Here is a 25,226-nt window from a genome sequence, read left to right as displayed (position 1 = left end):
CAGAAAGCCCTTGCCTTGAAGTTGACTTCAACTTCTACCGTTCGTGTCGACATCCTGCAACCCACTCGACACGAAGGAACACACCCGATGCGCATCGCCCTCGTCACCGGCGCGTCCAGGGGGCTCGGTCTGGCCCTGGCCGACCGGCTCGCCGACCAGCCCGATCCCTGGCACCTCGTCCTCACCGCCCGCGGGCACACGGCGCTGGCCGTCGCAGGGGCCCGGCTCCGCGACCGGACCGCCGTGACGACCGTGCCCGGCGACGTCACCGACCCCGTCCATCGCGACCGGCTGGCCGACGTCGTCGGCGAGACCGGACGCCTGGACCTGCTGGTCAACAACGCAAGTGACCTCGGCCCCTCTCCCCTGCCGTCGGTGCTCGACATCGCCCCCGAACGGCTCGAGCAGCTGTACCGGACCAACGTCGTGGCCCCGATCGCCCTCGTCGCGACGCTGCTGCCGGCGCTGCGACGGGCACGGGGCACCGTGATCAACATCAGCTCCGACGCCGCGGTCGACCACTGGCCGGGATGGGGCCCCTACGGCAGCTCCAAGGCTGCGCTCGACCACTTGTCGGCGGTCCTCGCAGAGGAGGAACCGACCCTGCGTGTCCACGCGTTCGACCCCGGCGACATGCGCACCGACATGCACCAGGCGGCGTTCCCCGGCGAGGACATCAGCGATCGCCCCGACCCATCGACGGTGCCCCCGGCCATCCTGCGGCTGCTGGACGACATGCCGCCGAGCGGGCGCCACCGCGCGGAGGAGCTGCTGGCGACCGCGGAGGTGGGCGCGTGAGCACGCTGGAACCGCGGCTGGCCTTCGACGTCCCCGCCGAACGAATCCCGACCGCCCCACCCGAACGCCGGGGGGTGGCGCGGGACGGCGTCCGGCTGCTGGTCGCCGACGGTGGGACGATCACGCACGCGAGGTTCCACGAGCTCGGCCGGTTCCTCGAGCCCGGTGACCTGCTGGTCGTCAACACGTCCACGACCCGTCCGTCGGCGCTGGCGGGACGGTTGTCGGGCAACGCCGACGGTCGGCCCATCACCCGACACGCGGTGGTGCACTTCTCGACCCGCACCGACCACGGCGGCTGGGTGGTGGAGCTGCGGCGGCCCGACGGCAGCGGACCCATCCTCGACGCCGCGTCGGGCGACGTCGTCCAGCTGGCCGGCAACGGCACCCTGACCCTCGGCACGCCCGTGGCTGCGGGTCCCGAGGGGGCGGGCGTGCGGCTGTGGTCGGCGGACGTCGACGTCCCCGGCGGTCGGGTCACGGCCCACCTGGCCCAGCACGGGCGCCCCATCACCTACGGCGACGCGCCGGCCTGGCCGCTGGAGGACTACCAGACCGTGTTCGCCCGCCACCCCGGCAGCGCCGAGATGCCGTCGGCCGCCCGGCCGTTCTCGTTGTCGCTCGTGGCCGACCTGGTCAGCCGGGGCATCGTGCTGGCCCCCCTCCAGCTGCACGCCGGCGTCAGCTCACAGGAGGCCGGGGAGGCGCCGGGGGCCGAGCAGGTGCGGGTTGGCGAACGAACCGCGGCCCTGGTCAACCACACGAGGGCCAGCGGCGGCCGCGTCATCGCGGTCGGCACGACCGTCACCCGGGCGCTGGAGACGGCGGCGGACGCCGGTGGGACCGTCCGGGCCGTCCGTGGCTGGACCGACCTCGTGATCACCCCGTCGCGTGGGGTCCGTGTCGTGGACGGGATCATCAGCGGCTGGCACGAGGCGGACGCCTCGCACCTTCAGCTGCTCGAGGCGGTTGCCGGCCCGCGGGTGCTGGACGCGGCCTACCGGCAGGCGCTGGATGTCGGCTACGACTGGCACGAGTTCGGCGACGCCGCCCTCCTGCTGCCCGATCGCTGACCGCCGCCCGGTGCACGTGTCCCCGGGCGAGCGGTGCGGGTCAGGTCCGGTCGGTCGACAGCTGCAGCGACAGGTCGACCTCCTCCAGCTCGTCTCCGCGGTCGGTGGCGACGACGAGCAGCGAGACGTCGTCCATGTCCCACATGCTGCGCAGGGCCTCGCCGACCTCCTGGCGGTCACGTTCGACCCAACCGCGCGCCGGGAGCTCCTCGGCGTAGAAGGACATGATCGTCTCGGGCGACGCGGAGGTGACGACGAAGTTCTGGGTCTGCACGCCGTCCACGTCCTGCGGGCCACCGACCGGTTCGGCGCTCGGGGGCACGGGGACGTCGGCGAAGCTGCCGGCGACGAATCCCTCACCGTTGGCGACCGCCGGCTGCTGCTCACCGGACTGCTCGTCGGGCTGGTTCTCCGACTCGTCCACGTCGTCGCCGAAGGACTCGATGGGGTCGTTCTCCAGGACGGCTTGTTCCTCCGCCTCGGTCAACGTGTCGTCGTCGTTGCAGGCGACCAAGGACAGGCCGAGCACGAGGACGAGGAGGAGGCTGAGGGGGCCGGAGAAGAAGCGGGGGAACGGCAGCGGGGATGGCGTGCGCAAAGGGGTCACCTCGGGCTGGGAGGGGCGGGCTGGGAGGGGCGGAGGGGGTGAACGTGGTTCTCCCCGTGACGTACCCGACCCCCCGTCGCCCGCAAACGCCTAGGCCTTGCGCAGCCACCAGGCCTGCTCGCTGGGCCATCGGTTGGCCCAGGTCGGCGTGACCGCGAACCGCACCTCCTCGCCCGTCACCGAGCAGCGCGGCTCGCGGTAGTCCTCCACGACGAAGCCGACCTCGTGGAACAGCGCCATCCATCCCGAGGTCGGAAGGCAGAACTCGATGCCGCCGGGGTCGTCGACCGCGTCGGTCCAGTCGAGGCGGTACAGGTCGAACCAGCCACGGTGCAGCGTGGTGTCGATCGGGACCGCCCCGTCCAGCGGCGCGGTGACGTGGGCGAGGGGATGTGTGCCGAGGAACACCAGGCGTCCGCCGGGACGGAGCAGCCGCCACGCCTCGGGGACCCAGCGGTAGGGGTCGCACCAGATGGAGGCGCCGTACTCCGACAGCGCGAAGTCGACGCTCCCGTCGGGCAGGGGGACGGCCTGGGCGTCACCGTGGATCAGCTCGAGGTCGACGCCGTGCTGGTCGGCCAGGCGTGTGGCGGTGGTCAGCTGCTCGGCCGAGGCATCGACCCCGACGACACGCCGCGCCCCACGTCGGGCCATCCACGCGCTGCCGTAGGCGGTCCCGCAGCCCAGCTCGATGGCGTCCAGGCCCGACAGTTCCTCGGGCAGCAACGGCAGCTCGGCGTTGCCGATGCCCCAGATACCCCACTCCGGCGTGTCCAGGGCCCAGTTGTGCGCACCGGACGCCACCCATTCGTGGGCGTTGGTGTCCCAGTGATCGCGGTTGACCACCACGTGGTCCGGATGCGCATCGCTCATCGCGCGAGACGTTACATCGCCGTGCGGCCGGCGAACGCCCGTCCCAGTGTCACCTGGTCGGCGTACTCCAGGTCGCCGCCGACGGGCAGGCCGCTGGCGATCCGCGTGATGGAGACCTCCAGCGCCCTGAGCTGCTTGGTGAGGTAGCTCGCCGTGGTCTCGCCGTCGACGGTCGGGTTCAGCGCCAGGACGACCTCGGCGATGTCCTCGGTCCCCATGCGACGCAGCAGCTCGGCGATGTGGAGCTTGTCCGGGGTGATCCCGTCGATCGGCACGATCATGCCGCCGAGGACGTGATAGCGCCCGCGGAACTCACCCGTCTTCTCGATCGCCTGGACGTCCTTCGGCTCGGCGACGACGCACAGGACCGACTGGTCACGCTTGGGGTCGCGACAGATCCGGCACTCCTCGGCCTCGGCCACGTTGAAGCAGCGCTGGCAGAAGTGCACGTCGCGTGCCGCGGACGTGATGGCCTGCGCGAGGCGTTCGGCGTCCGCCCGGTCGGTGCCGAGCAGGTGGAACGCCAGCCGCTGGGCGCTCTTGGGCCCGATTCCGGGCAGCCGACCGAGCTCGTCGATCAGGGTCTGGACGGGACCTTCGTACACCTAGATCAGGCCGGGCGGCAGCCCGAGGCCACCAGCGATCCCGCCCATCATCTCGCCCTCCAGCTCCTTGGAGGCGCGCACGGCGTCGTTGCAGGCCGCGACGATGATGTCCTGCAGCATCTCCACGTCCGCCGGGTCGACGGCTTCGGGGTCGATGGTGATCGACAGGAACTCGCCGGCCCCGTTGACCTTCGCCTCGACCATCCCGCCGCCGGCGGATCCGGTGACGGTCTCGGCCGCCAGCGCTTCCTGCGCCTTCTGCATCTTCTTCATCATGGCCTGCGCCTGGCGCATCATGGCCTGCTGGTTGCCCATCGTGTTCTCCTGGGTCTCGCGTTCGTGGGTGAGCCTACTGGCCTACCCCTGGGTGTCGCTCGTGACCTCGGCCCCGAGGACCGCGGTCAGGGTTCGGATGGCCGCGTCGTGTGCGGCTGCCTCGTCGGTGACCTCGCCGGCAGCTTCCGCTGCCTCGTGGTTGATGACTGCCGACGCCTCGTCATCAACCTTCACGTGAGGGGACGGTGGATCCTCCTCCACGGCCCCGACGGTCGCGCGTATCCGGTACCGCGTGCCCACGACTCGTTCGACGATGTCGGCAACGGTCCGGGCGCTGTCGCCGTCCCCGGCCTGCTGGGCGTGGAAGTCGAACGCGAACCGCAGGATCAGCGCACCCTCGGCGATGGCGATCGGGGTGCCCTCGCCGAAGATCGCGGCCAGCCGGCGGCTGGTGCCCCCGAGCATGTCCATGATCGCCGGCCAGGCGTTGACGATGGCCTGCAGGTCCTCGGCGCCGCCGGCCCGCGCCCGGTCGGCCGCGGCGGCCTGCGGCTGCGGGTCCGCCGCGGCGGCTGCGTCGGTGGTGGGCTCCGCTGCGCGTTCGGGCGGGCGTGTGGGCGCGGCCGGTTCGGGTTGGGCGGGCGAGGGCTCGGCCGGCTCGGCGGTGTGTTCTGCTCGTGCCGGCGCGGTGGGGGCGTCCGGCTCGGCTGGAACCGGAGCAGGCTGGGCCACGGGCGTCGCTGGCGCGGCTGCCGGGGCCGAGGCCGCCGGCGGGACGGCCATGGCCGGGGTCGCCGCCGGCCCGGCGCCGTTGGCCACCGAGGCCTCGAGTCGCTCCAGCCGGGCAGCAAGGGACTGCACGTCGCTGCCCGCTTCGGGCAACGCGGCCTTCGCGAGGGCGATCTCCAGCGGGAGGCGGGTGTTGCCCCGACGCATCCTGGGCTGGGCGTCGTTGAGCAGCTCGACGGCACGCAGCAGGTCGGCCACCCCCGTGCGGTCGGCCTGGGCCTTCAGCTCCGCCACCCGGTCGGGCGTCGCCTCGATCAGCCCGGCGTCGGGGGCGGCGCGCAGCAGGACGAGCGACCGCAGGTGCTCGACGGCGTCGGTGGCGAACTGCCGCAGGTCGGTGCCGCCGTCGGCCACACGGTCCACGACGCGCAGGACCCCGGCGACGTCGCTGTCGGCGAGGTGGCCGGCGAGCGCGTCCAGGAGCGTGGCCGGAACCGAGCCGAGCACATCGGCGACGCCCTCGGCGGTGATGTCCTTGCCGGTGAAGGCCACGACCTGGTCGAGCACCGAGAGCGTGTCACGGACGCTGCCGTCGCCGGCCCGGACGATCGCGGCCAGGGCGTCGTCGGCGAACGTGAAGCCCTCGAGGTCCCCAAGGCGGCGGCAGTGGTCGGCCAGCACCTTCGCGGGCACGCGCCGGAAGTCGAACCGCTGGGTGCGCGACAGCACCGTCGGCAGCACCTTGTGGGGTTCGGTCGTGGCGAACACGAAGACGACGTGCCCGGGCGGTTCCTCGATGGTCTTGAGGAACGCGTTCCATGCCTGCGTGGTGAGCATGTGGCACTCGTCGACGATGTAGACCTTCTGCCGCGCGATGGCGGGGGTGAAGGCCACCCGGTCGACGAGGTCACGGACGTCCTCGACCTTGTTGTTGCTGGCCGCGTCGATCTCGATGACGTCCGGGGCGGTGCCGTTGCGGATCGAGCGGACGATCGGGTCGTCCTGATCGGGGCTGGAGGTCGGACCCTCGGTGGCGTTCAGGGCCATCGCGAAGATGCGTGCGCTGGAGGTCTTGCCGGTCCCCCGCGGGCCGGTGAACAGGTAGGCGTGGTGCCACGAACCCGAGTCGACGGCACGGGCCAGCGTGGTCGTGACGTGGTCCTGGCCGACCACCTCGGCGAAGGTGGCCGGTCGGTACTTGCGGTAGAGCGAGACGTGCGCCACGGGGTGGCCTTCCTCCGGATCGAGGACGGGTGGGCTGATGGACTCCAGAGTCTGACTCGTGGGTGTGACACCGCGCACCCCGGCCGACCCGGTCGGCTGTGGACGGGCGATCCGACGCCGAACGCAGCACCGCCGTGAGTGTCACGGACGAGTCCGCGGCTTGGCCATGGCACCCGCCACAGACCGCTTATGGCTGCTGCCTTCCGGCCCTGACCAGGTTCACGGTGCGACGTCGCATGGGACCTCGGACCCGTCCGTGCCATCCACGGCGGGGTCGACCACTATAGCGACCACCGGGCAGGCTCACCGAGCCGACAGCACCGCAACGGCCTCCGCCACCGTGTCCACCCCCACCACCTCCATGGCGACACCCACCGGAACCGCGTCCCGTGCGGCCTCGACCTGCCCCGAGGGGACCAGGAACATCGCGGCACCAGCCGCCGCGGCCCCGCGGACCTTGTCGGCGACCGATCCGACTCCCACGACCGTGCCATCGGGGCGGATCTCCCCCGTCGCCGCGATCGACCGGCCAGCGGCGAGGTCATCGGCGTCGAGCACGTCGTAGGCGGCCAGGGCTGCCGTCAACCCGGCCGAGGGGCCGCCCACTCGATCGCCGGCCACCGCGACGACGACGGGATCGCCACCGGCCAGCTCGCCGGCGACGTCACCTGCGGTGGCCATCGACGCCGCGAACCGTGCTTGTTGCTCGGCGACGAAGGCGTCCTCGTCCACGCCGGTCTCCACGAAGGCCGTGCGCGGGACGACCCGCAGGTCCGGGTCCGCCCAGGAGCGCACGAGGTCCGCGACGTCGGCGTCCCCGAGGGCGATCGTCGTGACCAGGAAGTCCCCGTTCAGCACGTCGGTCGCTGCCGTGCCGTCCACCGTCATGGACGTGGACAACGCGATGGACTCGCCCGGCACGACCGTGTACGCCGGCAGCGGCGCCATCGACAGGGCCACCGCGACGAGGGCGATGAGCAGCACCCCGACGAGTCCCAGGACCCGGGTCGGCCGGCCGGCCACGCGCCCCGATGCGTCACTTCGCTCCACAGCCGCTATACTGCCTCGTCCGCGGGCTCTGCCCGCCAATGGAGTCGTCGCCTAGTCCGGCCTATGGCGCTGTCTTGGAATGGCAGTTGGGTAGCAATGCCCTCGGGGGTTCGAATCCCCCCGACTCCGCTCACCACCATCGACCCTCCCCGCCGAGCGGTCGTCGATGCATCTGCTCCGGTTCCACCTCATCTCGGGGCCGACGGGGCCGATCCACCGGGTATGACTACCCTGACCAGGACGGCGGGCCCCCGGATCGAATCGGCCGCGGTCAGCCTGCTCATCGTCGAGGACGACCTGCCGACGGCGGAGCTGACCGCAGCGCTCCTGCAGGAGGGCACCGCCGTCGAGATCCACAGGGCCACGAGCATCGCCGACGCGCTCGAGGTCATCTCCGGCACCGTGGTCGACTGCGTCCTGCTGGACGTCCACCTCCCGGACGGGACGGGCCCGACGGCTGTGCACGCCATCCGCGCTGCGGCACCCGGCATGCCGATCCTGCTGCTCAGCGGGATGGAGTCCGGGGCGCTCCAGCGAATCGCGATCCAGTCCGGGGCACAGGTCAGCCTGCCCAAGGACCACCTCGACGCCTCGCTGCTGTGGCACGGGGTGACCACGGCCATGGACCGCGAGCTGTCGGAGGCATCCAACCGCCACAACGCCCGCTTGGCACGGCTGCTGGAGCTGGCCGGCCGTCCGTCGGCCGTGGACAGCCGGATCACCACCACCCTCGCCGAGATGACGGTCGAGCTCGGCATGGACGTCGGGCTCGTGTGCCACATCGACGCCGAGGCCGGGACGAACACCATCCGGTACGCCAACGCACCCTCTCCCGATCTCGCTGCTGGCACGAGCTTCCCGCTGGAGTCGACCTACTGCTCCATCGCCTGGGAGACGGAGTCGCCCATGGCCGTGGAGCACATGGGCGCGTCCCCCCATGCCGATCATCTCTGCTATCGGACCCATGGACTGGAGGCCTACATCGGCGTCCCGCTCCGGGTCGACGGCGAACGTTTCGGGACGGTCAACTTCGTCTCGGGTGAGGTCGCTCCACGCCGGTTCTCGCGCCACGACGTCGACTACCTCGAACGCGCGGCAGGCCTGATCGCCGGTTGGCTCGCGGAGAAGGTCCGAGCCGAGGAGCTCGAGGAGACCCGCGAACGCTTCCGCCTGGCCTTCGACAACGCGCCGATCGGGATGGTCGTGGCGTCCCTGGACGGCCGTGTCCTGCAGGCCAACCAGTCGTTCTCCGACTGCATGGGCCTCACCCCCGACCTGCTGGCAGGCGTCGACATGCTCGACCTGACCCATCCCGACGACGTCGCCACGACCCGCGCCTTCATGGCAACCACGCTGACGGAGTCGACCAACGGCTCGATGGAGAAGCGGTACATCCGCCGAGACGGGTCGACGTGGTGGGGCCAGGTCCACAGCTCGGTGCTCCGTGGCCCCGACGGTCAGCCGCAGTACTTCGTCAACCAGATCGAGGACGTGACGGAGCGCCGCGCCGCACAACGCCGCTTGTCGGACATGGCCCTCCACGACACGCTGACGGGCCTGCCCAACCGTGCACTCCTCCAGGACCGGTTGACCCAGGAGCTGGCCACGGCCGCCCGTGAAGGCACCACCACCGCGGTGCTGTTCCTCGACCTCGACCGGTTCAAGCACGTCAACGATTCCTTCGGGCACGCCGCAGGTGACACGCTCCTGCAGACGATCGCCGATCGCCTGCAGCAGGTGGTCCGGCCCAACGACACCGTTGCCCGCCAGGGGGGCGACGAGTTCGTGATCCTCTGCACGGGCCTGAACGACAGGGCCGACCTCACCAGGATCCTGTCGCGCATCAACGACGCGGTCGAGCGGCCGGTCCGGATCGAGGACCACGTCGTGTCCGTCGGCGTGAGCATCGGGGTGGCCTTCGCCGACGCCACGAGGACCACATCGCCCGATGCGCTCCTGCGGGATGCCGACACGGCCATGTACAGGGCGAAGGGTCGCGGACGAGCCCTGGCCGAGGTCCACACCGACGCGCTGCGAGAGGACGCCCTTCGCCATCTCACCCTCAGCACGGACCTTCGTGACGCCATCCTGGCGGCACCGATGAACGGCGAGTCAGCCGAGCACGGCCTGCGCGTCGTCTACCAGCCCGTCCTGGCCACCGACACGGGACGTGCATGCGGTGTCGAGACCCTGGTCCGGTGGCAGCATCCGACGCGCGGGCTGCTCACCCCCGATGACTTCCTCTCCATCGCGGAGGAGACCGGGCTGATCGTCCCGATGGGACGGTGGGTGCTCGCACAGGCGTTGCACGACTGGTCGGCCAGCCATCTGACCGTCTCCGTCAACCATTCGGTCTCCGAGATCGCCGCACCGGACTTCGTCTGGTTCGTCGAGGAGCAGCTGGCCGCCAGCGGTGTCGCGCCGGAGCGGCTGTGCATCGAGGTCACGGAATCCTCTGTCCTCCTCGAGCACGGGTCGGCCATGGCAGCCCTCCGCCGACTCCGGGAGATGGGCGTCCGCCTGGCCATCGACGACTTCGGCGCCGGGTACACCTCGCTGGCCCACCTCACCGACTCGCCCTTCACCGAGCTGAAGATCGACCGGTCCTTCATCGCCAACGCCGACGAGGCCCAGTGGTCCATCGTCGACGCGATCGTCAGGGTCTGCGACACCCTGGGACTGCACAGCGTCATCGAGGGGGTCGAGGACCTCGAGAGCCTGGACCGGGCCCGTCGCATCGGCTGCGATGCGAGCCAGGGGTACGTGCACAGCCGGCCCGTCCCGCTGGAGCAGGCCCGGACGATCGTCCTCGCCTGACGCGGATCAACGAGCGGCGCTCCACTCCTCGACCAGCCGCAGGGCGGTCTCCCGGGTTCGGGCGGCCAGCCATCCGGCGTTGAAGTCGAGCACCTCGACGCTCCTGGTGGTCCGTTCGCTGTTGCTGCCCGGCAGCCGCAGGTCGTCGGTCAGGACGATCTGCTGGGCCAGCCGGTCGTGGCTGACCAGGAGCGTCGAGGTCGGAGCGGCCATGGCCACCCGGAGGCGCAGCAGCGCCCCCGGTGACTCCGTCAGCTCCATCTGGGCGGAGTACCCCCGGCTGGTCATCGTGTTGACGACCGGTTCCCAGGCGTCGATGACTGCACCGCGGATGCGCTGGGCGAGGGCCGCGGACGACTGATCCGCGGCGCTGCGAACATCCGCCACGGCGGCGTCGTGCGCCCTGATGCTCCGGTGGAGCTCGTCGATGCGGCCGGCCAGCTCCAGGTCGAGTTCGTCGCTCATGAGTCCGGGAGCCTACGCCAGCGCCCCGGTTGCAGGGGACGAGTCGTGCGCACGACTGCCCAGGACGACACGACTGCCGAAAACGAGTCGAGGCCGACCCGGAGGTCGACCTCGATGTGCGTTGCTGCCCGAGACGGGCGGCGACACGGGTGTGGGGCTAGACCGGCTTGACCTGCTGCGCCTCGTCACCCTTGCGGCCCTGGCCGATCTCGAACTCGACCTTCTGACCCTCGTCGAGGGTCTTGAAGCCGGAAACCTGGATGTTGGAGAAGTGCACGAAGAGGTCTTCGCCGCCTCCGTCCGGGGCGATGAAGCCGAAACCCTTTTCGGCGTTGAAGAACTTGACGGTACCAGTTGTCACATTAATCGCTTCTGTCAGTGGTTGGCACTTCCGGCCAACCGATTGTGTAACGAGCCGGACGGCATCGCGTCCGACTCCCGGAGGAGACTACGCGCATTCGCACTCGTCCGCCGTTGTCCGTGTGGACCGATGCCCAGGACTGCACCCCACGTGACCGACCGTGGGCCTTTCGGGGCCGGGGGTCTGCTCACGAACCCCCCGGGAGTGCCGATGACTGGACCAGGTGCAACGAATCACGACGACAGCAGCATCGAGGCTCCCGCTGGGCGTCCTCGTCCTGCTGTCCGCGGCCGTCCTCCATGGCCGGCTTCCCGCGTCGTGGCACCTTCCGTGGATCCTCGTGGTTGCCGTCGTCGGCCCACTCGGGGTGTGGAGCGGTGTGCAGCGCAACAGCCCGGCACGATCCGCCGGATGGCACCACCTCGCGGCCGGCTTCACCATCTACTGCCTCGGCGAGGTGGTCGTCGCCCTCGACCTCCTCCTCGTCGGGCCCGGCCACTGGGGCAAACCGGCGGGTACGGCCGTCGGCATGCTCGGCTGGCCCCTGATGATCCGGGGGGCACGGCGCGTGGTTGCGTCGGGCAGGACCTACCTGGACCGCGAGGCCATGATCGACGCCTCCATCATCACCGTGGGCGTCGCCTACGTGGGCTGGTACACCGTGATCGTCCCCCAGATCGAGCGCAACGGGTTCCTCACCTTCAGCGCCCTCGCCTCCACGGCCTTCTGGACCCTGGCGGTCCTCGTGTTCGGCCTGCTCGTCGCCAAGGCCTTGGCCCCTGACGTGACGTCCGCCAGCCTGTGGCTGTTCGCGGTTGCGGCGATCGCCGGTGGGTCGAGCGCCGCCATCTACCGCGGCGTGGAGTTCGACCACGCCTGGCAGTCCGCGCCGATCACTCGGATCACCATGGGCATCGCGTTCGCGGCGATCGTCGGCGCGGCGTGGCATCCCTCGATGCGCGCCGTCACGTCGCGAGAACGGGACGTTCGGATATGGCCACCGGTCGTCGCGGTCGGCGTCGGCGTGTCGGTGCTGTCCACCGGCTTGTTCCTGGCGGCGCTTGGCGTGCTGCCCGCCCCCGAGGTGGACGTCCCGGGCATGGCAGCCAGCGCGTTGGTCGTGGTGCTCCTCGTCGCCCGCATCGGCCTGACGCTCCAGGCACGGGAGGCGGCCAAGAGCGAGATCACCCGGAAGGAAGCCCGATACCGCTCGCTGGTCGAGCATGCCTTCGACGGCACGCTGCTGGCCGACCGCGACGGCGTGGTGCGCTGGGGCAGCAGCAACACCGGCATGGTGACCGGTCGCGGCATCGACCTGATGCAGGACCGTAGCCTGTTCGAGGAGCTCGACCAGCGCGACCTCGGTCGTTTCGTCGAGGAGTTCCAGCGGTGCGTGGCCGACGGCGACGCCCGCATCAGGGGCACGGCCCGACTGGCGCCGCCGGGCGGTGCCGTCCGCTGGGTGGAGTACTCCCTGGTCAACCAGCTGGACAACGACGCAGTGGCGGCCGTGGTCGTGAACTACCGCGACGTCACCGACCAGCAGCACGTCAGGGACGCGCTGGTGCACCAGGCCACCCACGACCAGCTGACCGGCCTGCCCAACCGGCAGCAGCTCATCGAGCGACTCGAGGTCGTCACGACCCAGCAGCCCCCGGGGCACGCCGCAGTGCTCTTCATGGACCTCGACCACTTCAAGGTCATCAACGACAGCCTCGGCCACCACGCCGGCGACACGCTGCTGGTCGCGGTGGCCGAACGCCTGCGCCGCACGGTCGGCGACCGGGGAACCGTTGCCCGGCTCGGCGGCGACGAGTTCGTGATCCTCTGCGAGGAGATCAGCGGCAGCACCGAGGCGGTGTCGCTGGCCGGCGAGATCTGCGATGCGCTCGACGCCACCGTCACGCTCGGCGCCCACGAGGTGTCGGCGCACGCCAGCATCGGTGTGGCCCTGCACACCACCGCCGAGGACACGCCGGTCTCACTGCTCCGCGAGGCCGACACCGCGATGTACCGGGCCAAGGAGCAGGGCCGCAACGGCTTCGTGGTCTACGACGGGTCGTGGGCGGCGTCCACGGCGATCCGGTTGTCGTTGGAGAGCGCCCTTCGGCGAGCGCTGGAAGACGACCTCCTGGAGCTGCACTACCAGCCGATCGTCGACCTCGTGGACGGCAGGACCCTGGGGTTCGAGGCGCTCCTCCGATGGTCGGGAGACGCGCTGGGTGGCCCCACCCACCAGACCCTGACGCGGCGTCCGACACCGCTGGAGGTCATCACGCTCGCCGAGGAGTCGGGACTCATCTACCCCCTCGGCGAGTGGGTCGTGCATCGTGCATGCGCCGACCTGGCCCACCTGCTCCAGCAGGCCCACGACCACAACCTGTTCGTCTCGATCAACGTCTCGGGCCTCCAGCTTCGTCGCCACGGCTTCGGCGCGGTGGTGCACGAGGCCTTGACCACCTCTGGCGTCCCGGCCGATCGCCTGATGATCGAGCTGACCGAGAGCGTTCTCGTCGAGCAGTCCTCCGCGGCGCAGGAGACCATGAACCAGCTCCGCCGCCAGGGCGTGCGGCTTGCGATGGACGACTTCGGGACGGGCTACTCGGCCCTCACCAACCTCAAGCGCTTCCCGTTCACCACCGTCAAGATCGACCGCGGGTTCGTGGAGGATCTCGACGGTCCCGACGCCGACTCCGGGGTCGTCCGGGCAGTCCTCGGCATGGCGGCTGCGCTGGACCTCCAGGTCGTCGCAGAGGGGGTCTCGACCGAGGCGCAGCGACAGGTCCTCGAGCAGGTCGGCTGCACCCGGGCCCAGGGGTACCTCTTCGGTCGGGCGGTCCCGCTCGACGACGCGCTCGCCATGCTCGAGACGACGATCGTCCGGACGGCCTGACGGCCCCGTATCGTCTTCAACGAGGGTCGCGAGGAGGTCAGACGACCGCGTCGGACGCAGCGTCGGAGGACAACCTCAGATGACGAGTCGTCCGTCGAGGTCCACCACCGGGGCGGACAGCCGACGCATCAGGAACTCCGCCACGGCCGAGACCACCTCGCGCTCCTGGGACCAGCAGACCTCCAGCAGCCGATGGCCGCTCTCGTCCACCTCGTCGGCGTCGAAGGCCACCACGACCGCTGCCTGGTGGGGTGCGATGCTCAGCAGCACCCATTCGTTGTTCATCTCCTCGCCGTGTGGCAGCGCGCTGGTCCGCCAGCCTCGTTCGGTCGAGGAGGACAGCTCCAGCCCGACGGCGCCGCAGAAGCAGGCCTGGGCACGCAGCCGTGACAACCGCTCCTCCGGCGTGCCCCACGGCCCCTGGCCCGGGGGGAAGCTGGCCAGCACGACCGGCGCCTCCCTGGAGAACATCGCTGCCTGCTCGACCTGGGCGAAGCGCCGACGCACGGCTGCTTCCGGGAGGGTCTGTTCGTCCGCGACGGCCGAGACGATGCTCCACGGGGACTCCACGGTCGTGGTCGGCGGCGGGGTCAGCAGCGGCACGACTCGGCGGGGGCGGGGCATCTTCGCGGGCAGGTCGCCCGGCCGTCCGAACAGCCATCCCTGGCCCAGCTGCGCGCCGAGCTCCCGGGTGGCCCGCTCGGCGTCCTCGGGTTCCTCGATGCCTTCGGAAAGGACGAGCGCCCCGGTCCGCTGGGCGTACTCGTGGACGGCCTCGAGCACGCGTTTGTCCTCGTCGTCGTGCACGTTGCGGACGAGGTGTGCGTTCAGCTTGACGACGTCGGGCCGCACGAACGGCAGCAACGCAAGGCTCTCGGCGGTCGCGCCGACGTCGTCGAGGGCCACGCCCCACCAGCGCTCGCGCGCGTAGCTCAGCCAGTGCAGCAGCTCGGCGGGACGCTCGAGCAGGGCACGTTCGGTGACCTCCAGGACGATCCGCAGGTCCTGCTGGGCACGCTTGAAGGTGAAGTAGAGGTCCTCGGGAGCCCTCGTGGCGGCCACGTCGGGCTCGACGTTGATGAACAACGTGAGCGCCGTGCCGAAGCCCGCATCCATGGCGGTCTCCATGGCCGTGGCGCGGCAGATCCAGTCGAGCTCCTGGACCAGGCCGAGGTCCCGGGCCGTCCCGAAGAGCAGGTCGGGGCGCTCCATCGGCGTGCCGGCCGGACCGCGTGCGAGGGCTTCGAACGCGATGGTCTCGCCTGTCGAGAGGTCGACGATCGGCTGGTAGATCGATCGGACCTGCCGCTGCTCGAGGATGCGGTCGAAGTGCCGTGCCCGGTTGTAGGGCTGGCCGGCGAGCTGTGCCGCCCGCTGGGCGCGCGAGGGCGAGGGCCGGGGGCCGGACATCGAGGGGAGGGTCACTGCCGCCAACCTCCTTCGTCGTCTCTGCGGACCGGAGAACCCGTCACCCTCGCAATCGGCAGGCCCCGGACGAACTGAACCCCTCGACGCGTTTCGTCGAGGGGTTCAGGGGGCTGGTGGCGCCGGTCGAGGCGACCCGGCGGCCGGGGGTCGACCTAGTGGTAGGTCGTGACCTGCTCACCGATGTAGAGGAAGTCCCAGAGGAAGTCCATGTCGCCGTCGTAGACGCGGGCGCAGCCGTGGCTGGCGGGGTACGTCGGCACCGAGGGATACCCGTGGAAGGCGTAGCCGCGGTGGAAGAAGACCGGCCGGTACATGTGGTTGTGGGTCTGGCGGTAGTTGCGCATCTCGTAGACGCGCCAGGTCCCGATCACCGTGGGCGTGGAGGACTTGCCGGTGGAGGTGTGGACGACGTGCTGGACGCGGCCGTCACGGACGACGAGGACCAGCTGGCGGCCGATGTCGATCTCCATGTGGTCGGGCTCGAGGTCGGGGCGACGGGGTTCCAGCCACGTGCGGGTCAGCATCGCCCGGAACTCGGCCTCACCGAAGTTGCCGGTGTTGGCCATCCCGTTGACGCTCTGCATCGCGTAGGTGGTCCAGACCGTCTGGCTGTCGACCTGACCGTCGATCGGGCCGGTGTGGTACCCCTGCCGGTTGAGCTCCTCCTCCACGCACAGGAACGCGCGGGTGTTGCCCTGGCCGAGCTGGCACTGCACGACGGTGGACACCGCGGCCTCGCCACCCATGACGCGGACCCACTCGGTCCCGTCAGCGGCCATCCACTGGGCGACCTCGTCGGGGATCGTCATCGGGTCGGTCAGCAGCAGCGGGGCACGGTTGGAGATGCCGGCGAGCACACCACCGGTCAGCCCGTCGGCGAACGTGGTCCCGCTGGCGACGACCGGAGGGCCGTCCATGCCGGAGGCCCGCAGGTGGTTGGCGACCGCGAGGGCCGTGCCGTACCGGTTGGAGCCGGCCAGGCGGGTGACGTTGTCGACCTGGGACACGACGGCGTCGGGCACGACCGCCTGGCCGCCGACGACGATCACGTCGTCGGCGTCGAGTGCGTCGCGCTGGTCACGCACCCAGCCGTCGAAGCCCTCGGTCCCCACCAGGACCAGCGGCATCCTCAGCCCCGTCGCCAGGGCGCTGGCCGACAGGGAGTCGGCGAAGGACAGGGCCGAGGCGACGATCAGCGTGTCGACGGCGCCGGCCTCGTCAGCCGCACGGGCGAGCGCAGCGGAGGTCGCATGCACGTCCTGCGCGACGATGGTGGTCACCTCGTCGGCGACGCCTTCGGCGGCGACGGCGACGCTGTCGGGCAGCGTGCCCACGACGGTGATGGTTTCCGGCGCGAGGCGTTCGAGCTCGGCGATGGTGGCGGCGTCCAGGCCACCCGGGCCGGCGAGCAGCATCGGGGCACGCAGGACACCGGCGAGGGACGCGGCGGGCAGCGCCTCGTTCCAGGTCTCACCGGGCGCGACGATGACGTGGCGTGCACCCTCGGGCCACCCACGCTGGCTGGCCTCGACGGCGGTGCCGTACCGCGTGGTGCCCGACACCCGGTCGACCGGGACGGCACCGAAGGTGATACCGGACAGGCTCACCGACGGGCCGGGATAGGCCGCGAAGCTGGACGCCGGCCGGTCGGGTTCGGTTGGGTCGTGCGCGTCCTGCGCCGACGCCGGGGCGGCGAGCAGGCTGCACACCATCGCGATCACCGTGATGGCAGGCGCCCATGGCGCACGCCGACTTCCCGTTTCCCCCAGCATTGGCCTCATCCCTTCGTGGATACCGCGTGACATCGCGCACATGGTAGTCCGCCGCGTGGATCCGCAGGACGACAGCGGAGGTGGGGAGGCCGAACGGCGCACGACAGAAGGCCGGCGTGGCGTGTCGTGGAGGGATGGGAGTGGTGGAGGAGGGATTCGAACCCTCGAGGAGCGTGAACCCCTACGCGCTTTCGAGGCGCGCGCACTCGGCCGGACTATGCGACTCCACCAGGTTGTCCCCCGGCCGCGAGGCACGGGGATCGGAGATGATACCCGCTGCCCCCGAGACCGCGCACACCGCCGCGGTCAGCCGGTGCGGGGCCGGCGGCGTTCGGCGAAGAAGTCCTTGAGCAACCGTCCGCACTGCTCGGCCCTGACATCGGTGACGACCTCGGCCCGATGGTTCAGCCTCGGGTCGTCGGCGATCTCCATCAGCGATCTGACGGCCCCGGCCTTGGGGTCGGTGGCGCCGTAGACGACGCGATCGATGCGGGCCAGCACGATCGCGCCGGCGCACATGGCGCACGGCTCGAGGGTCACGACGAGCTCGCACCCGTCGAGGCGCCACAGCCCGACGGCCCGGGAGGCGTCGCGGAGCGCCAGGATCTCCGCGTGGGCGGTCGGGTCGCCGTCGAGCTCGCGCTGGTTGCGGCCGACACCGATGACCTCGCCGTCGCGCGCGACCACCGCCCCGACGGGGACGTCGTCGTGGGTCCGGGCGATCTCGGCCTGCTCGATCGCGAGGGCCATCAGGGCGTCGTGGTCCATGTCGATCACCGTAACCGGCCCCGACAGCCGACAGCCCCTCCCGGTGGGAGGGGCTGTACGACAACGGGTCCGATCAGGCGGTCGCGGTGATCGGGATGCGGTGCGGCTGCTTCTCGCGCGGCTTGGGCACCCGCAGCTCGAGCACGCCCGCGTCGAGGTTGGCAGTGATCTGCTCGTGCTCGACGCCCTCCGGCAGGGAGAAGCTCCGCTCGAACCGACCCACCGACCGCTCGCGGCGGATCCACTGGTCGTCCTGGACCTTCTCGTCGGCGTGCCGCTCGAGCGAGACGGTCAGCTGGCCGTCCTCCACGGCGATCTGCAGGTCGGGCTCACGCATGCCGGGCACGTCCATGCGGATCACGAACGCGTCGTCGGTGCGGAAGATGTCGGCAGGCGGCAGCCAGCTGGAGCTGCCGGCGGTCCCGGCGAGGGTCCGGCTGACGTCGCGCTGCATGGCGGCCAGCTCACCCCACGGGTCCCAACGAACGATGGACATGGTGCATACCTCCTCGAGAGAGCGGGACTCTTGCTGGTAGGAAACTTGAGTCCTATGGACGCAGATAAATGTACTCGCACCGATCGGATGTGCAACCCCATTTCTGGGTGGTTGTCGGGCTACGGTGGCGCCCCGTGGACCGAGACGTGATCGCCGAGCAGCTCCAGCAGGACATCCCTGCGGGGTGGTTCGACGCGGTCGAGGTGACCTGTGATCGGGAGGAGATCCTGGTCATCGGCACGCTGCGCCCGGTCGCCGACGAACCCGACGAGCAGTGCATCGCCCGCTTCCGCGAGGAGACGCGGGAACGCCGCATGCAGATCGCCCGCCGGGCCGAGGGGCGGTTCGAGCGAACGGTGTCGTGGGGCGCCCGCTGCGGACCGACGACGGCGCTGTTCACGACCGTGTCCACCCCTGCCATGACGCGGCTCCGCCTGCCCGAACGCCGGGTGCTGGACACCCTCATCGACGCGGGGATCGCCAGGTCTCGCTCCGACGCACTGGCCTGGTGCGTCCGGCTGGTCGGCGCCAACGAGAAGGAATGGCTCGCGGAGCTGCGCGAGGCGTTCGCCGCCGTCGAACGCGCCCGCGCCAAGGGCCCGAAGGGCAACCTCCCGACCTGAGCAGTCGCACCGGGCCGTCGCCGATCAGGCGTCAGCCCGGGGCGGGGTCCGACCCCGCTCGAGGAATGGCGTCCAGCGACGATCGTAGGAACGGGGGCACCGGTGCACCCCTCGCCACAATCGTCGTCTCGTGCCAATCGCCCGTGAATGGCGACCGGCCACGATCGTAGGAACGGGGGCACCGGTGCACCCCTCGCCACAATCGTCGGCGACTGCCAATCGGGGCGAGCGACCCGACGGGACGGATCGGGCCGGGCTCCGGACGAGCCCGGTCCCATGGGGCAGCTCAGGCGCCGACGGCCTCGCGGTCGACGGCGACCAGGCCCTCGGAGATGTCGTCCAGCACGACCTCGCGGCGACCGGCCAACGACACGAGCACCGTGACGACCGCGGAGCAGATGAGGGCCCCGGCGAACGGGGGGAGGGTCGGCGAGGCACCGGGGATGGTGGCCAGCTCGAACCCCTCGGCCAGCGACCCCGTGGTCAGCGTGCCGCCGAGGACGGCACCGACGAGGCCGGCGACCGCACCGCTGATGGCTCCTGCGGAGGTGGCGCGGGACCACAGGCCGGCCAGCAGCGGGACGACGACCCCCGCGCACAGCAGGTCGGCGATGAGGAACAGCCGCAGCACGCTGAAGCCCTGGAACGCCACGACGACCGCGGGGACCATCACGGCGACCGTGACCAGGCGTGCGCCGCGCAGCGTCATGCCCGGCACCTCGGCACCCACGAGCGAGAACAGTCCCGTCTCGAGGGTGTCCACCGACGACGCGACGAGCGCCACCCCGAGCACCACGACCAGCCCGCCGATGACGGCCGGCAGACCGGTGGTCATCGCGAAGAACGGCACCGGCGACACGTCGAGGCCCTGCCCCGAGCCTGCGGCGACGATGCCGAACAGCCCGACCAGCACGATGACGGGCACGGTCAGCCCAGCACCGAGCCACGCGCCACGACGCAGCGCCGCTTCGTCCCTCGCCGCCCACACCCGCTGCCAGTAGCCCTGGTGGAACATGTTGGCTGCGGTGACCGCGATGGTCAGGGTCAGGGCGACCTCGATGCCGATCCGGTCGACGCCGAGCAGTCCGCTGCCGGTGATGGCCTCCCCGGGCGAGGACAGCGTCGACAGGGCCGCGACGAACCCGACCCCGAGCAGCGCCACGATCAGGCCTGCCTGCCAGCGGTCGGTGACCAGGGACGCCCGCAACCCACCCACGGAGGTGTAGGCCAGCGTGGCCAGGGCAACCGCCACGACGGTGAACCGGGCGTCGACGCCGGCGACGATGCCGGTGACCCCCGCGACCGCCGTCAGCTCAGCGGTGACGAAGAGGAACATGTAGGCCACCGACACGACGAAGACCCACACGGCGAAGGGGCGGCCGTACCGCAAACGGGCGAACTGCCCCAGCGACTGCCCCAGCGGCACGGCCGCCCGGATGCGACGCCCGAGCGCCGCGAACAGGATCACCGGCAGCGCCCCGCCCACGGCGTAGCCGATCAGGCCGACCAGGCCCACCCCCGCACCCACCTCGGGCGGGGCGAAGAGGATCCAGGCCCCCATGCCTGCGGCCAGGAACGACAACCCCAGCGTCGGGCCGGTCTGGCTGTTGCGTGCGGTCGTCCACTCGTCGAGGTCGGTGTCTCGACCGGCCCGCAGCCCGAGGACGACGAAGGCGATCAGGGTCACGACGACGATCCCGACGCCGAATGCAGTTGCCACCATTGGTTCGCGCTCCCTTCGCCGGTGCTAACCGGATCAGGTTCGTGGGGTCTGCTTCGCGTCCCGGTCGGACGGTGCACTCTCAGCCGTTGGCTCCCCCGGCGTGCCGCCGAGTGTAGTGCCGGCCGACGCGATCGATCGACTCGGCGCCGTCGTGCGGACCACCCGGCATCCCGGCCGGTCCGGCTCTAGTGTGGCGACGCTCGACCCCCCTCCAAGGAGAAGCCTGCACATGACCGCCGTGCCCCAACCGGTCCTCGTCAGCGACGAGGTCCAGCAGGCGCTGGCCGACGGCGTCGGCGTGGTGGCCCTGGAGTCCACGCTCATCGCCCACGGCCTGCCGCGAGGGCAGAACCTGTCCGTTGCGAGGGAGCTCGAGGCGATCGTGCGGAAGGCCGGCGCGGTCCCGGCCACCATCGCCGTGGTCGACGGCCAGCCGCGGATCGGCCTGGATCCGGCGGCGCTGGAGCGCATCGCCACCGACGACGAGGTCGCGAAGCTCTCCATCCGAGACCTCGGCGTCGCCTCGGCGCTCGGCAGGACGGGCGCGACGACGGTCGCCTCGACGGCCCACCTGGCGGCCTTGGCCGGCATCAGCGTCTTCGCCACGGGTGGCCTCGGTGGGGTGCACCGCGAGGCCCGCGACTCGTGGGACGAGTCCGCAGACCTCTCCGCGCTGGCCGGCACCCCGATGGCGGTCGTCTGCGCGGGAGTCAAGTCCGTCCTCGACGTCGCTGCGACCCTCGAACGGCTCGAGTCCCTCGGGGTGCCCGTGCTCGGCTTCGGCACCGACGCCTTCCCCGGGTTCTACCTGCACTCCTCCAGGGAACCGCTGGACTGGCGGGTCGACACCGCCGAGGACGTGGTGGCGGTCATGGACCGCATGGCGGGCTTGGGCCTGGACGACCGCGCCGTCGTCGTGGCCAACCCCATACCCAAGGACGAACAGCTCGATCCGACGATGCACGACCGGGTGCTGCACTCGGGCCTGGCCCTGCTGCAGTCCCGTCGGATCCGCGGCAAGCAGGTCACCCCGTTCCTGCTGGACCACTTCCACACCGCGACGGGCGGAGAGAGCCTGCGGGTCAACATCCGCGTGGTCGAACGCAACGCCGCCCTCGCCGCCGACATCGCCGTGGCCCGCGCGACGAGTCGCCCGGCATGACCCGACCGGCCACCGTCGTCGTGGTCGGCGACGCGCTGGTCGACGTGGTCGTCCGTCCCCTGGAGGACGTCCAGCCCGGCAGCGACACGGCGTCGACGATCCGCTGGCGCAGCGGTGGGGCGGCCGCCAACGTCGCCCGTGCGATCGCCGACATCGGTGGTCGTGCACGGCTGGTCGCCCGGGTCGGCGACGACGTGGCCGCGACCTTCCTCATCGACGCCCTCGACCGCCACGGCGTCGAGGCCCACGTCGTTCGCGATCCCGACCACCCCACCGGCACGGTCGTCGCGCTGGTCGGTGCGGATGACCGCGACATGTTGACCGACCGCGGGGCCAGCGCCCACCTCGGCCCGGGCGACCTGCAGCCGGGCTGGCTCGACGACGCCGCCCACGTGCACGTCAGCGGCTACGCCCTGCTGTCACCCCGGACCCGCCCGGCCGGCCTGCACGCCATGCACCGGGCCCGGGAGGTGGGGGTCCCCGTCAGCGTCGATCCGGCGTCGGCTGCCCCGCTGCGCGAGCTGGGTGCCGAGGCGTTCCTGACCATGCTGCCGCCGCGCATCCTGCTGACCCCCAACGCCGAGGAGGCCCGCATCCTGGCCGGGTGCGACGACGTCGAGCAGGCGGCGACGCGCCTGGGGGCACGCACGGGTGAGGTGCTGGTCAGCCGGGGAGCGGCCGGCGTGGTGTGGTCCGACGGGCACACGGTGCGCCGACGCAGCGCCGTGGCGGTGACCGGCGCCATCGACCCCGTGGGTGCCGGCGACGCGTTGGTGGCTGGCCTCCTGACCGCCAGGGTGGCTGGTCATCCCCTGGAGGCCCAGCTCGACGAGGCCATCGTGGCGGCCGGACGTGCGGTCGGTCGTCCCGGCCCGGGGCGTGGCTGACGCCGGCCCTCGCCAGTGCACTCAGTCGTGGAACGCCGACAGGCGCGCGCAGTCCGCGACGATCTCGGCCCAGGCGCAGTCGATGTCCAGCACGGCGATCGCCGCCGGCTGGAAGGCGTGGACGAACGGCTCGCCCATCAGCCCTTCCACCAGGTGGCCGACGGCCGGCAGGTGCCCGACGACCAGGACCGTGCGGGCGTCGGGAGGGACGGTGGCGAGCCGGTTGATGAGCGTCTGCGCGCTGGCTTCGTAGATGCCGTCCTCGACGGCGACCCGCACCCCGTCGGCAAGCTGGAGGGCCTGCAGGGTCTGGACCGTGCGCAGCGCGGAGGAGCACAGCACGTCGGTCGGTGCCAGCTCGGCCACGAGCCCGGCCCGTGCCTCGGCCGTCGAGGCGCCGAACGGGCTGAGCGACCGTTCGTGGTCGGCTCGTCCGAGGTGTCCCGGTTCGGCATGCGCATGACGCATGACCAGCAGCCGACGACGATCGCTCATGGCCGAGCAGCCTAACCCCCGCAGGCCCTCGATCGGCGAACGGACGTCAGGTGCGGTACCGTCCGCTGACGCCATGAACCCTGCCGAACTCGTAACCGCCCTGTCGGACGCATACAAGGCCAACGCCGACGACAAGCAGGCGTCGGAGATGTCGGCCTACATGCGCGACCAGTTCCCCTTCTTCGGGATCAAGGCCGTCCAGCGCCGTGCGCTGGACCGCGATGTCGCCGGCCGGGGGCCCGGACGTCCCGAGCACCACTACCTGATCAAGGTGGTCAAGGACTGCTGGGGCCGCAACGAGCGCGAGTTCCAGTACTTCGCCGTCGACTACATGCGCAAGCACTACCGTCGGCTCGACGCGTCCTTCCTGGACCTGGGTCGCGAGCTGGTGGTCACCAAGGCCTGGTGGGACACCGTCGACGGGTTGGCCGCCGGGGTCATCGGCCCGTTCGTCCGTGCCCAGGGCACCGTCGAGACCATGGACACCTGGGTGAAGGCCGACAACGTGTGGGTCGTCCGCACGGCCCTGCTGCACCAGCTGGCAGCCAAGGAGGACACCGACGTCGAGCGGTTGTTCACCTACGCCCTCCAGCGGTCCGCCGACACCGACTTCTTCATCCGCAAGGCGATCGGGTGGTCCCTGCGGCAGTACGGCCGCACCGACCCCACCGCGGTCAAGCGGTTCGTCGCCGCCAACGAGCAGGCCTTCGCCCCGCTGGTGATCCGCGAGGCCATGAAGCACCTGCAGCCCAGCAGCTGACCCGCGCGGGCCACCGGCCGCGCACGACCCAGGTCTGCCACCGGGGACTCAGGGGAAGACGTCGTCCCACACCCGGACGGTGTCGTCGACGATCCCCCACAGCCGGTTCCCCTCGAACGCCAACCCCCGTGCGATCCCGCCGGGCGAGAACGTCCCGACGTACCGCAGGTCGGCGTCGTAGAGCTGCACCCCGGTGAGGGTCGACACCGCCAGCCGTGACTCGCGATCCACGGCCATTCCGAGGGCGAGGTCCCAGGTGCCGGCGCCGAGCCCCTCACCGGAGAGGAACGCCCGGCGGGTGCCGTCCGCCTCGAACACCCACAGGCCGCTGCGCACGCCGTCGCCGACGCTGGTGCCCACCGCGAGGACGACACCTGCGGCGTCGGTGGCCATCCGGTCCACGCGGTCGGTCGGCCGCAGGCCGGAGTCCACACGCGACACCTCGTTGCCGTCGCCGTCGACCCACACCAGGTCGGTGGTCGTGCCCACCCGTTCGAGCAGCACCGCCCCACCGTCGTTGCGCGTCGCCACGGCCTGCAGGATCTGCACCGGTCCGCCCCCGGCCAGCTCCACCGGACCCCGAAGGGCGCCGGTCGGGCCGTCGTAGGCGAAGACGTCGATGCCGCGCTGCGCGTGGACCGTGCCGTCCGGGGCCACCACCATCGCCGTCAGCGGGGCTGCGCTGTCCTCCACGACCCACTGGCCCAGGTACTGCCCCGCTGTGTCGAGGCGCACGATCCGACCGCTGGCGAACTCCCCCACGTAGACGTGCCCGAGCTCGTCGACGCCGATCTCGCGGATGTCCACGAAGGGGGCCAGCTCGGTGTCCGGGTCCTCCAGCACGATCCCCGGCGGTGCGGGTTGCACCAGCACGGGTCGTCCGGCGTCGCCACCACCCTGGAGCTCGCCACGGGCCTGCTCGCCCTCGCCGAACGGGCCGCTGCTGCCCTCCAGCACGGTCACCGGCGCCACCACGACGAGGGCAGCGACGACCGCGCCGACGAGCAGGAGCACGGCCACGACCACCACGGCGAGGCTGACCCCGCGACCGGACGAGGACGCTGCCCGCGTCCCCGTCGAGGATGCTGCGGGAGCCCAGTCCTCCGGCGAGGGAGGACGGCGATCGGGCGGGACCATCGACGCCGGGGACGACATCGGATGGTCGGAGTCCCCCTGGAGGCGCACGTGGTTGCCGCAGAAGTCGCAGGTGACCCGCTCCCCCGGCGCACCTGCCGGCAGCCGACCGTTGCAGGTCGGACAGGCCACCTTCCGCGCCATCTCGTGCTCCTCGTCCTCGCGGGAACCGTTGGTCCGCAGCGTATGTGCGGGGTGGGCCTGCAG

23 protein-coding genes, 2 tRNA genes and 1 other RNA gene are annotated in these 25,226 nt (G+C 71.4%); 9 read left to right on the top strand and 17 right to left on the bottom strand.

Annotated features, from left to right (window positions below):
- Positions 1-87 precede the first annotated feature (87 nt).
- Together CUC05_RS13420 and CUC05_RS13415 are read left to right on the top strand one after the other, a co-directional pair.
- The gene (locus tag CUC05_RS13420) at positions 88-798 is read left to right on the top strand and encodes an SDR family NAD(P)-dependent oxidoreductase (protein WP_108666629.1); all 711 of its coding nucleotides are present in this window, start codon (positions 88-90) and stop codon (positions 796-798) included.
- Entirely contained in the window at positions 795-1,871 is a 1,077-nt protein-coding gene (locus CUC05_RS13415) for an S-adenosylmethionine:tRNA ribosyltransferase-isomerase (RefSeq protein WP_108666628.1), read from the top strand. The genes CUC05_RS13420 and CUC05_RS13415 overlap by 4 nt, the downstream gene beginning before the upstream one ends.
- Before the next feature lie 40 nt (positions 1,872-1,911).
- On the opposite strand, the gene CUC05_RS13410 is transcribed toward CUC05_RS13415, so the two are convergent.
- The 7 genes from CUC05_RS13410 to CUC05_RS13380 all read right to left on the bottom strand — a co-directional run bounded on the left by CUC05_RS13410 (position 1,912) and on the right by CUC05_RS13380 (position 7,208).
- Complete coding sequence (locus tag CUC05_RS13410) at positions 1,912-2,469, bottom strand: hypothetical protein (protein ID WP_108666627.1); 558 nt, start codon at positions 2,467-2,469, stop codon at positions 1,912-1,914.
- Positions 2,470-2,568: 99 nt separating this feature from the next.
- Complete coding sequence (locus tag CUC05_RS13405; RefSeq protein ID WP_108666626.1) at positions 2,569-3,351, bottom strand: class I SAM-dependent methyltransferase; 783 nt, start codon at positions 3,349-3,351, stop codon at positions 2,569-2,571.
- Positions 3,352-3,362: 11 nt separating this feature from the next.
- A complete protein-coding gene (recR, locus tag CUC05_RS13400; protein WP_108666625.1) occupies positions 3,363-3,956 on the bottom strand; it encodes a recombination mediator RecR in 594 nt (197 codons plus the stop codon).
- Positions 3,957-4,271 (bottom strand): YbaB/EbfC family nucleoid-associated protein, encoded by a 315-nt coding sequence (locus CUC05_RS13395; RefSeq protein ID WP_108666624.1) that lies wholly within the window; start codon positions 4,269-4,271, stop codon positions 3,957-3,959.
- A 42-nt stretch (positions 4,272-4,313) separates the two neighbouring features.
- A complete protein-coding gene (gene dnaX, locus CUC05_RS13390; RefSeq protein ID WP_157965534.1) occupies positions 4,314-6,185 on the bottom strand; it encodes a DNA polymerase III subunit gamma/tau in 1,872 nt (623 codons plus the stop codon).
- Between the two features lie 149 nt (positions 6,186-6,334).
- Positions 6,335-6,434: signal recognition particle sRNA small type (gene ffs / locus CUC05_RS13385), an RNA gene on the bottom strand.
- A gap of 54 nt (positions 6,435-6,488) precedes the next feature.
- The gene (locus tag CUC05_RS13380) at positions 6,489-7,208 is read right to left on the bottom strand and encodes a S16 family serine protease (protein ID WP_108666622.1); all 720 of its coding nucleotides are present in this window, start codon (positions 7,206-7,208) and stop codon (positions 6,489-6,491) included.
- 67 nt (positions 7,209-7,275) lie between these two features.
- Here CUC05_RS13380 and CUC05_RS13375 point away from each other — a divergent pair.
- A tRNA-Ser gene (locus CUC05_RS13375) sits at positions 7,276-7,364 on the top strand.
- Positions 7,365-7,457: 93 nt separating this feature from the next.
- Positions 7,458-10,052: a two-component system response regulator gene (locus CUC05_RS13370; protein WP_170128010.1), complete on the top strand. Its 2,595-nt coding sequence runs from the start codon at positions 7,458-7,460 to the stop codon at positions 10,050-10,052.
- A 6-nt stretch (positions 10,053-10,058) separates the two neighbouring features.
- Here CUC05_RS13370 and CUC05_RS13365 read toward each other — a convergent pair whose 3' ends face one another.
- Positions 10,059-10,517 (bottom strand): hypothetical protein, encoded by a 459-nt coding sequence (locus CUC05_RS13365; RefSeq protein ID WP_108666620.1) that lies wholly within the window; start codon positions 10,515-10,517, stop codon positions 10,059-10,061.
- A gap of 157 nt (positions 10,518-10,674) precedes the next feature.
- Complete coding sequence (locus CUC05_RS13360; protein ID WP_108666619.1) at positions 10,675-10,878, bottom strand: cold-shock protein; 204 nt, start codon at positions 10,876-10,878, stop codon at positions 10,675-10,677.
- A gap of 223 nt (positions 10,879-11,101) precedes the next feature.
- On the opposite strand from CUC05_RS13360, the gene CUC05_RS13355 reads away from it, so the two are divergent.
- Positions 11,102-13,771 carry a putative bifunctional diguanylate cyclase/phosphodiesterase gene (locus CUC05_RS13355; RefSeq protein ID WP_108666618.1) on the top strand — a complete coding sequence of 890 codons (2,670 nt, stop codon included), beginning with the start codon at positions 11,102-11,104 and terminating at the stop codon, positions 13,769-13,771.
- A gap of 75 nt (positions 13,772-13,846) precedes the next feature.
- Here the strand turns inward: CUC05_RS13355 and CUC05_RS13350 are convergent, their stop codons facing one another.
- From CUC05_RS13350 to CUC05_RS13330, 5 genes are all read right to left on the bottom strand, one after another.
- A complete protein-coding gene (locus CUC05_RS13350) occupies positions 13,847-15,181 on the bottom strand; it encodes an EAL domain-containing protein (RefSeq protein WP_157965533.1) in 1,335 nt (444 codons plus the stop codon).
- Positions 15,182-15,351: 170 nt separating this feature from the next.
- Positions 15,352-16,911 (bottom strand): cell wall-binding repeat-containing protein, encoded by a 1,560-nt coding sequence (locus CUC05_RS13345; protein WP_240606261.1) that lies wholly within the window; start codon positions 16,909-16,911, stop codon positions 15,352-15,354.
- Between the two features lie 201 nt (positions 16,912-17,112).
- Positions 17,113-17,201: transfer RNA gene (locus CUC05_RS13340), tRNA-Ser, on the bottom strand.
- A gap of 76 nt (positions 17,202-17,277) precedes the next feature.
- Positions 17,278-17,739, bottom strand: coding sequence for a tRNA adenosine(34) deaminase TadA (gene tadA / locus CUC05_RS13335; protein ID WP_108666615.1), 462 nt, complete (start codon positions 17,737-17,739; stop codon positions 17,278-17,280).
- Between the two features lie 73 nt (positions 17,740-17,812).
- Positions 17,813-18,235: an Hsp20/alpha crystallin family protein gene (locus tag CUC05_RS13330; protein WP_108666614.1), complete on the bottom strand. Its 423-nt coding sequence runs from the start codon at positions 18,233-18,235 to the stop codon at positions 17,813-17,815.
- 134 nt (positions 18,236-18,369) lie between these two features.
- On the opposite strand from CUC05_RS13330, the gene CUC05_RS13325 reads away from it, so the two are divergent.
- Positions 18,370-18,858 carry a hypothetical protein gene (locus CUC05_RS13325; protein ID WP_157965532.1) on the top strand — a complete coding sequence of 163 codons (489 nt, stop codon included), beginning with the start codon at positions 18,370-18,372 and terminating at the stop codon, positions 18,856-18,858.
- A 286-nt stretch (positions 18,859-19,144) separates the two neighbouring features.
- On the opposite strand, the gene CUC05_RS13320 is transcribed toward CUC05_RS13325, so the two are convergent.
- Positions 19,145-20,578 (bottom strand): SLC5/6 family protein, encoded by a 1,434-nt coding sequence (locus CUC05_RS13320; RefSeq protein ID WP_205712322.1) that lies wholly within the window; start codon positions 20,576-20,578, stop codon positions 19,145-19,147.
- Between the two features lie 232 nt (positions 20,579-20,810).
- Here CUC05_RS13320 and CUC05_RS13315 point away from each other — a divergent pair, with 232 nt between their 5' ends.
- On the top strand, positions 20,811-21,743 hold the full coding sequence (locus CUC05_RS13315) for a pseudouridine-5'-phosphate glycosidase (RefSeq protein ID WP_108666611.1): 933 nt from the start codon (positions 20,811-20,813) through the stop codon (positions 21,741-21,743).
- Positions 21,740-22,630, top strand: a complete 891-nt coding sequence (locus CUC05_RS13310; RefSeq protein ID WP_108666610.1) for a carbohydrate kinase family protein — start codon at positions 21,740-21,742, stop codon at positions 22,628-22,630. The genes CUC05_RS13315 and CUC05_RS13310 overlap by 4 nt, the downstream gene beginning before the upstream one ends.
- A gap of 21 nt (positions 22,631-22,651) precedes the next feature.
- Here CUC05_RS13310 and CUC05_RS24730 read toward each other — a convergent pair whose 3' ends face one another.
- Entirely contained in the window at positions 22,652-23,125 is a 474-nt protein-coding gene (locus tag CUC05_RS24730) for a SixA phosphatase family protein (RefSeq protein WP_170128008.1), read from the bottom strand.
- Between the two features lie 73 nt (positions 23,126-23,198).
- Between CUC05_RS24730 and CUC05_RS13300 the strand changes: the two genes are divergently transcribed.
- On the top strand, positions 23,199-23,885 hold the full coding sequence (locus CUC05_RS13300; protein ID WP_205712321.1) for a DNA alkylation repair protein: 687 nt from the start codon (positions 23,199-23,201) through the stop codon (positions 23,883-23,885).
- A 48-nt stretch (positions 23,886-23,933) separates the two neighbouring features.
- Here CUC05_RS13300 and CUC05_RS13295 read toward each other — a convergent pair whose 3' ends face one another.
- A complete protein-coding gene (locus CUC05_RS13295) occupies positions 23,934-25,163 on the bottom strand; it encodes an NHL repeat-containing protein (RefSeq protein WP_170128007.1) in 1,230 nt (409 codons plus the stop codon).
- Between the last annotated feature and the right edge of the window lie 63 nt (positions 25,164-25,226).

This window comes from Euzebya rosea (assembly GCF_003073135.1).
In the GTDB taxonomy this organism is placed as follows: domain Bacteria; phylum Actinomycetota; class Nitriliruptoria; order Euzebyales; family Euzebyaceae; genus Euzebya; species Euzebya rosea.
The sequence above is the reverse complement of the archived record's forward strand: the minus strand, read 5'-3'. Positions and strand labels throughout refer to the sequence as shown.

Coding starts and splice junctions, on each gene's coding strand:
- CUC05_RS13420 (WP_108666629.1), top strand. CDS start 88: ATGCGCATCGCCCTCGTCACCGGCGCGTCCAGGGGGCTCGGTCTGGCC.
- CUC05_RS13405 (WP_108666626.1), bottom strand. CDS start 3,351: ATGAGCGATGCGCATCCGGACCACGTGGTGGTCAACCGCGATCACTGG.
- CUC05_RS13395 (WP_108666624.1), bottom strand. CDS start 4,271: ATGGGCAACCAGCAGGCCATGATGCGCCAGGCGCAGGCCATGATGAAG.
- CUC05_RS13370 (WP_170128010.1), top strand. CDS start 7,458: ATGACTACCCTGACCAGGACGGCGGGCCCCCGGATCGAATCGGCCGCG.
- CUC05_RS13365 (WP_108666620.1), bottom strand. CDS start 10,517: ATGAGCGACGAACTCGACCTGGAGCTGGCCGGCCGCATCGACGAGCTC.
- CUC05_RS13350 (WP_157965533.1), bottom strand. CDS start 15,181: ATGTCCGGCCCCCGGCCCTCGCCCTCGCGCGCCCAGCGGGCGGCACAG.
- CUC05_RS13345 (WP_240606261.1), bottom strand. CDS start 16,911: ATGGTGTGCAGCCTGCTCGCCGCCCCGGCGTCGGCGCAGGACGCGCAC.
- tadA (WP_108666615.1), bottom strand. CDS start 17,739: ATGGACCACGACGCCCTGATGGCCCTCGCGATCGAGCAGGCCGAGATC.
- CUC05_RS13330 (WP_108666614.1), bottom strand. CDS start 18,235: ATGTCCATCGTTCGTTGGGACCCGTGGGGTGAGCTGGCCGCCATGCAG.
- CUC05_RS13315 (WP_108666611.1), top strand. CDS start 20,811: ATGACCGCCGTGCCCCAACCGGTCCTCGTCAGCGACGAGGTCCAGCAG.
- CUC05_RS13310 (WP_108666610.1), top strand. CDS start 21,740: ATGACCCGACCGGCCACCGTCGTCGTGGTCGGCGACGCGCTGGTCGAC.
- CUC05_RS24730 (WP_170128008.1), bottom strand. CDS start 23,125: ATGAGCGATCGTCGTCGGCTGCTGGTCATGCGTCATGCGCATGCCGAA.
- CUC05_RS13300 (WP_205712321.1), top strand. CDS start 23,199: ATGAACCCTGCCGAACTCGTAACCGCCCTGTCGGACGCATACAAGGCC.
- CUC05_RS13295 (WP_170128007.1), bottom strand. CDS start 25,163: ATGGCGCGGAAGGTGGCCTGTCCGACCTGCAACGGTCGGCTGCCGGCA.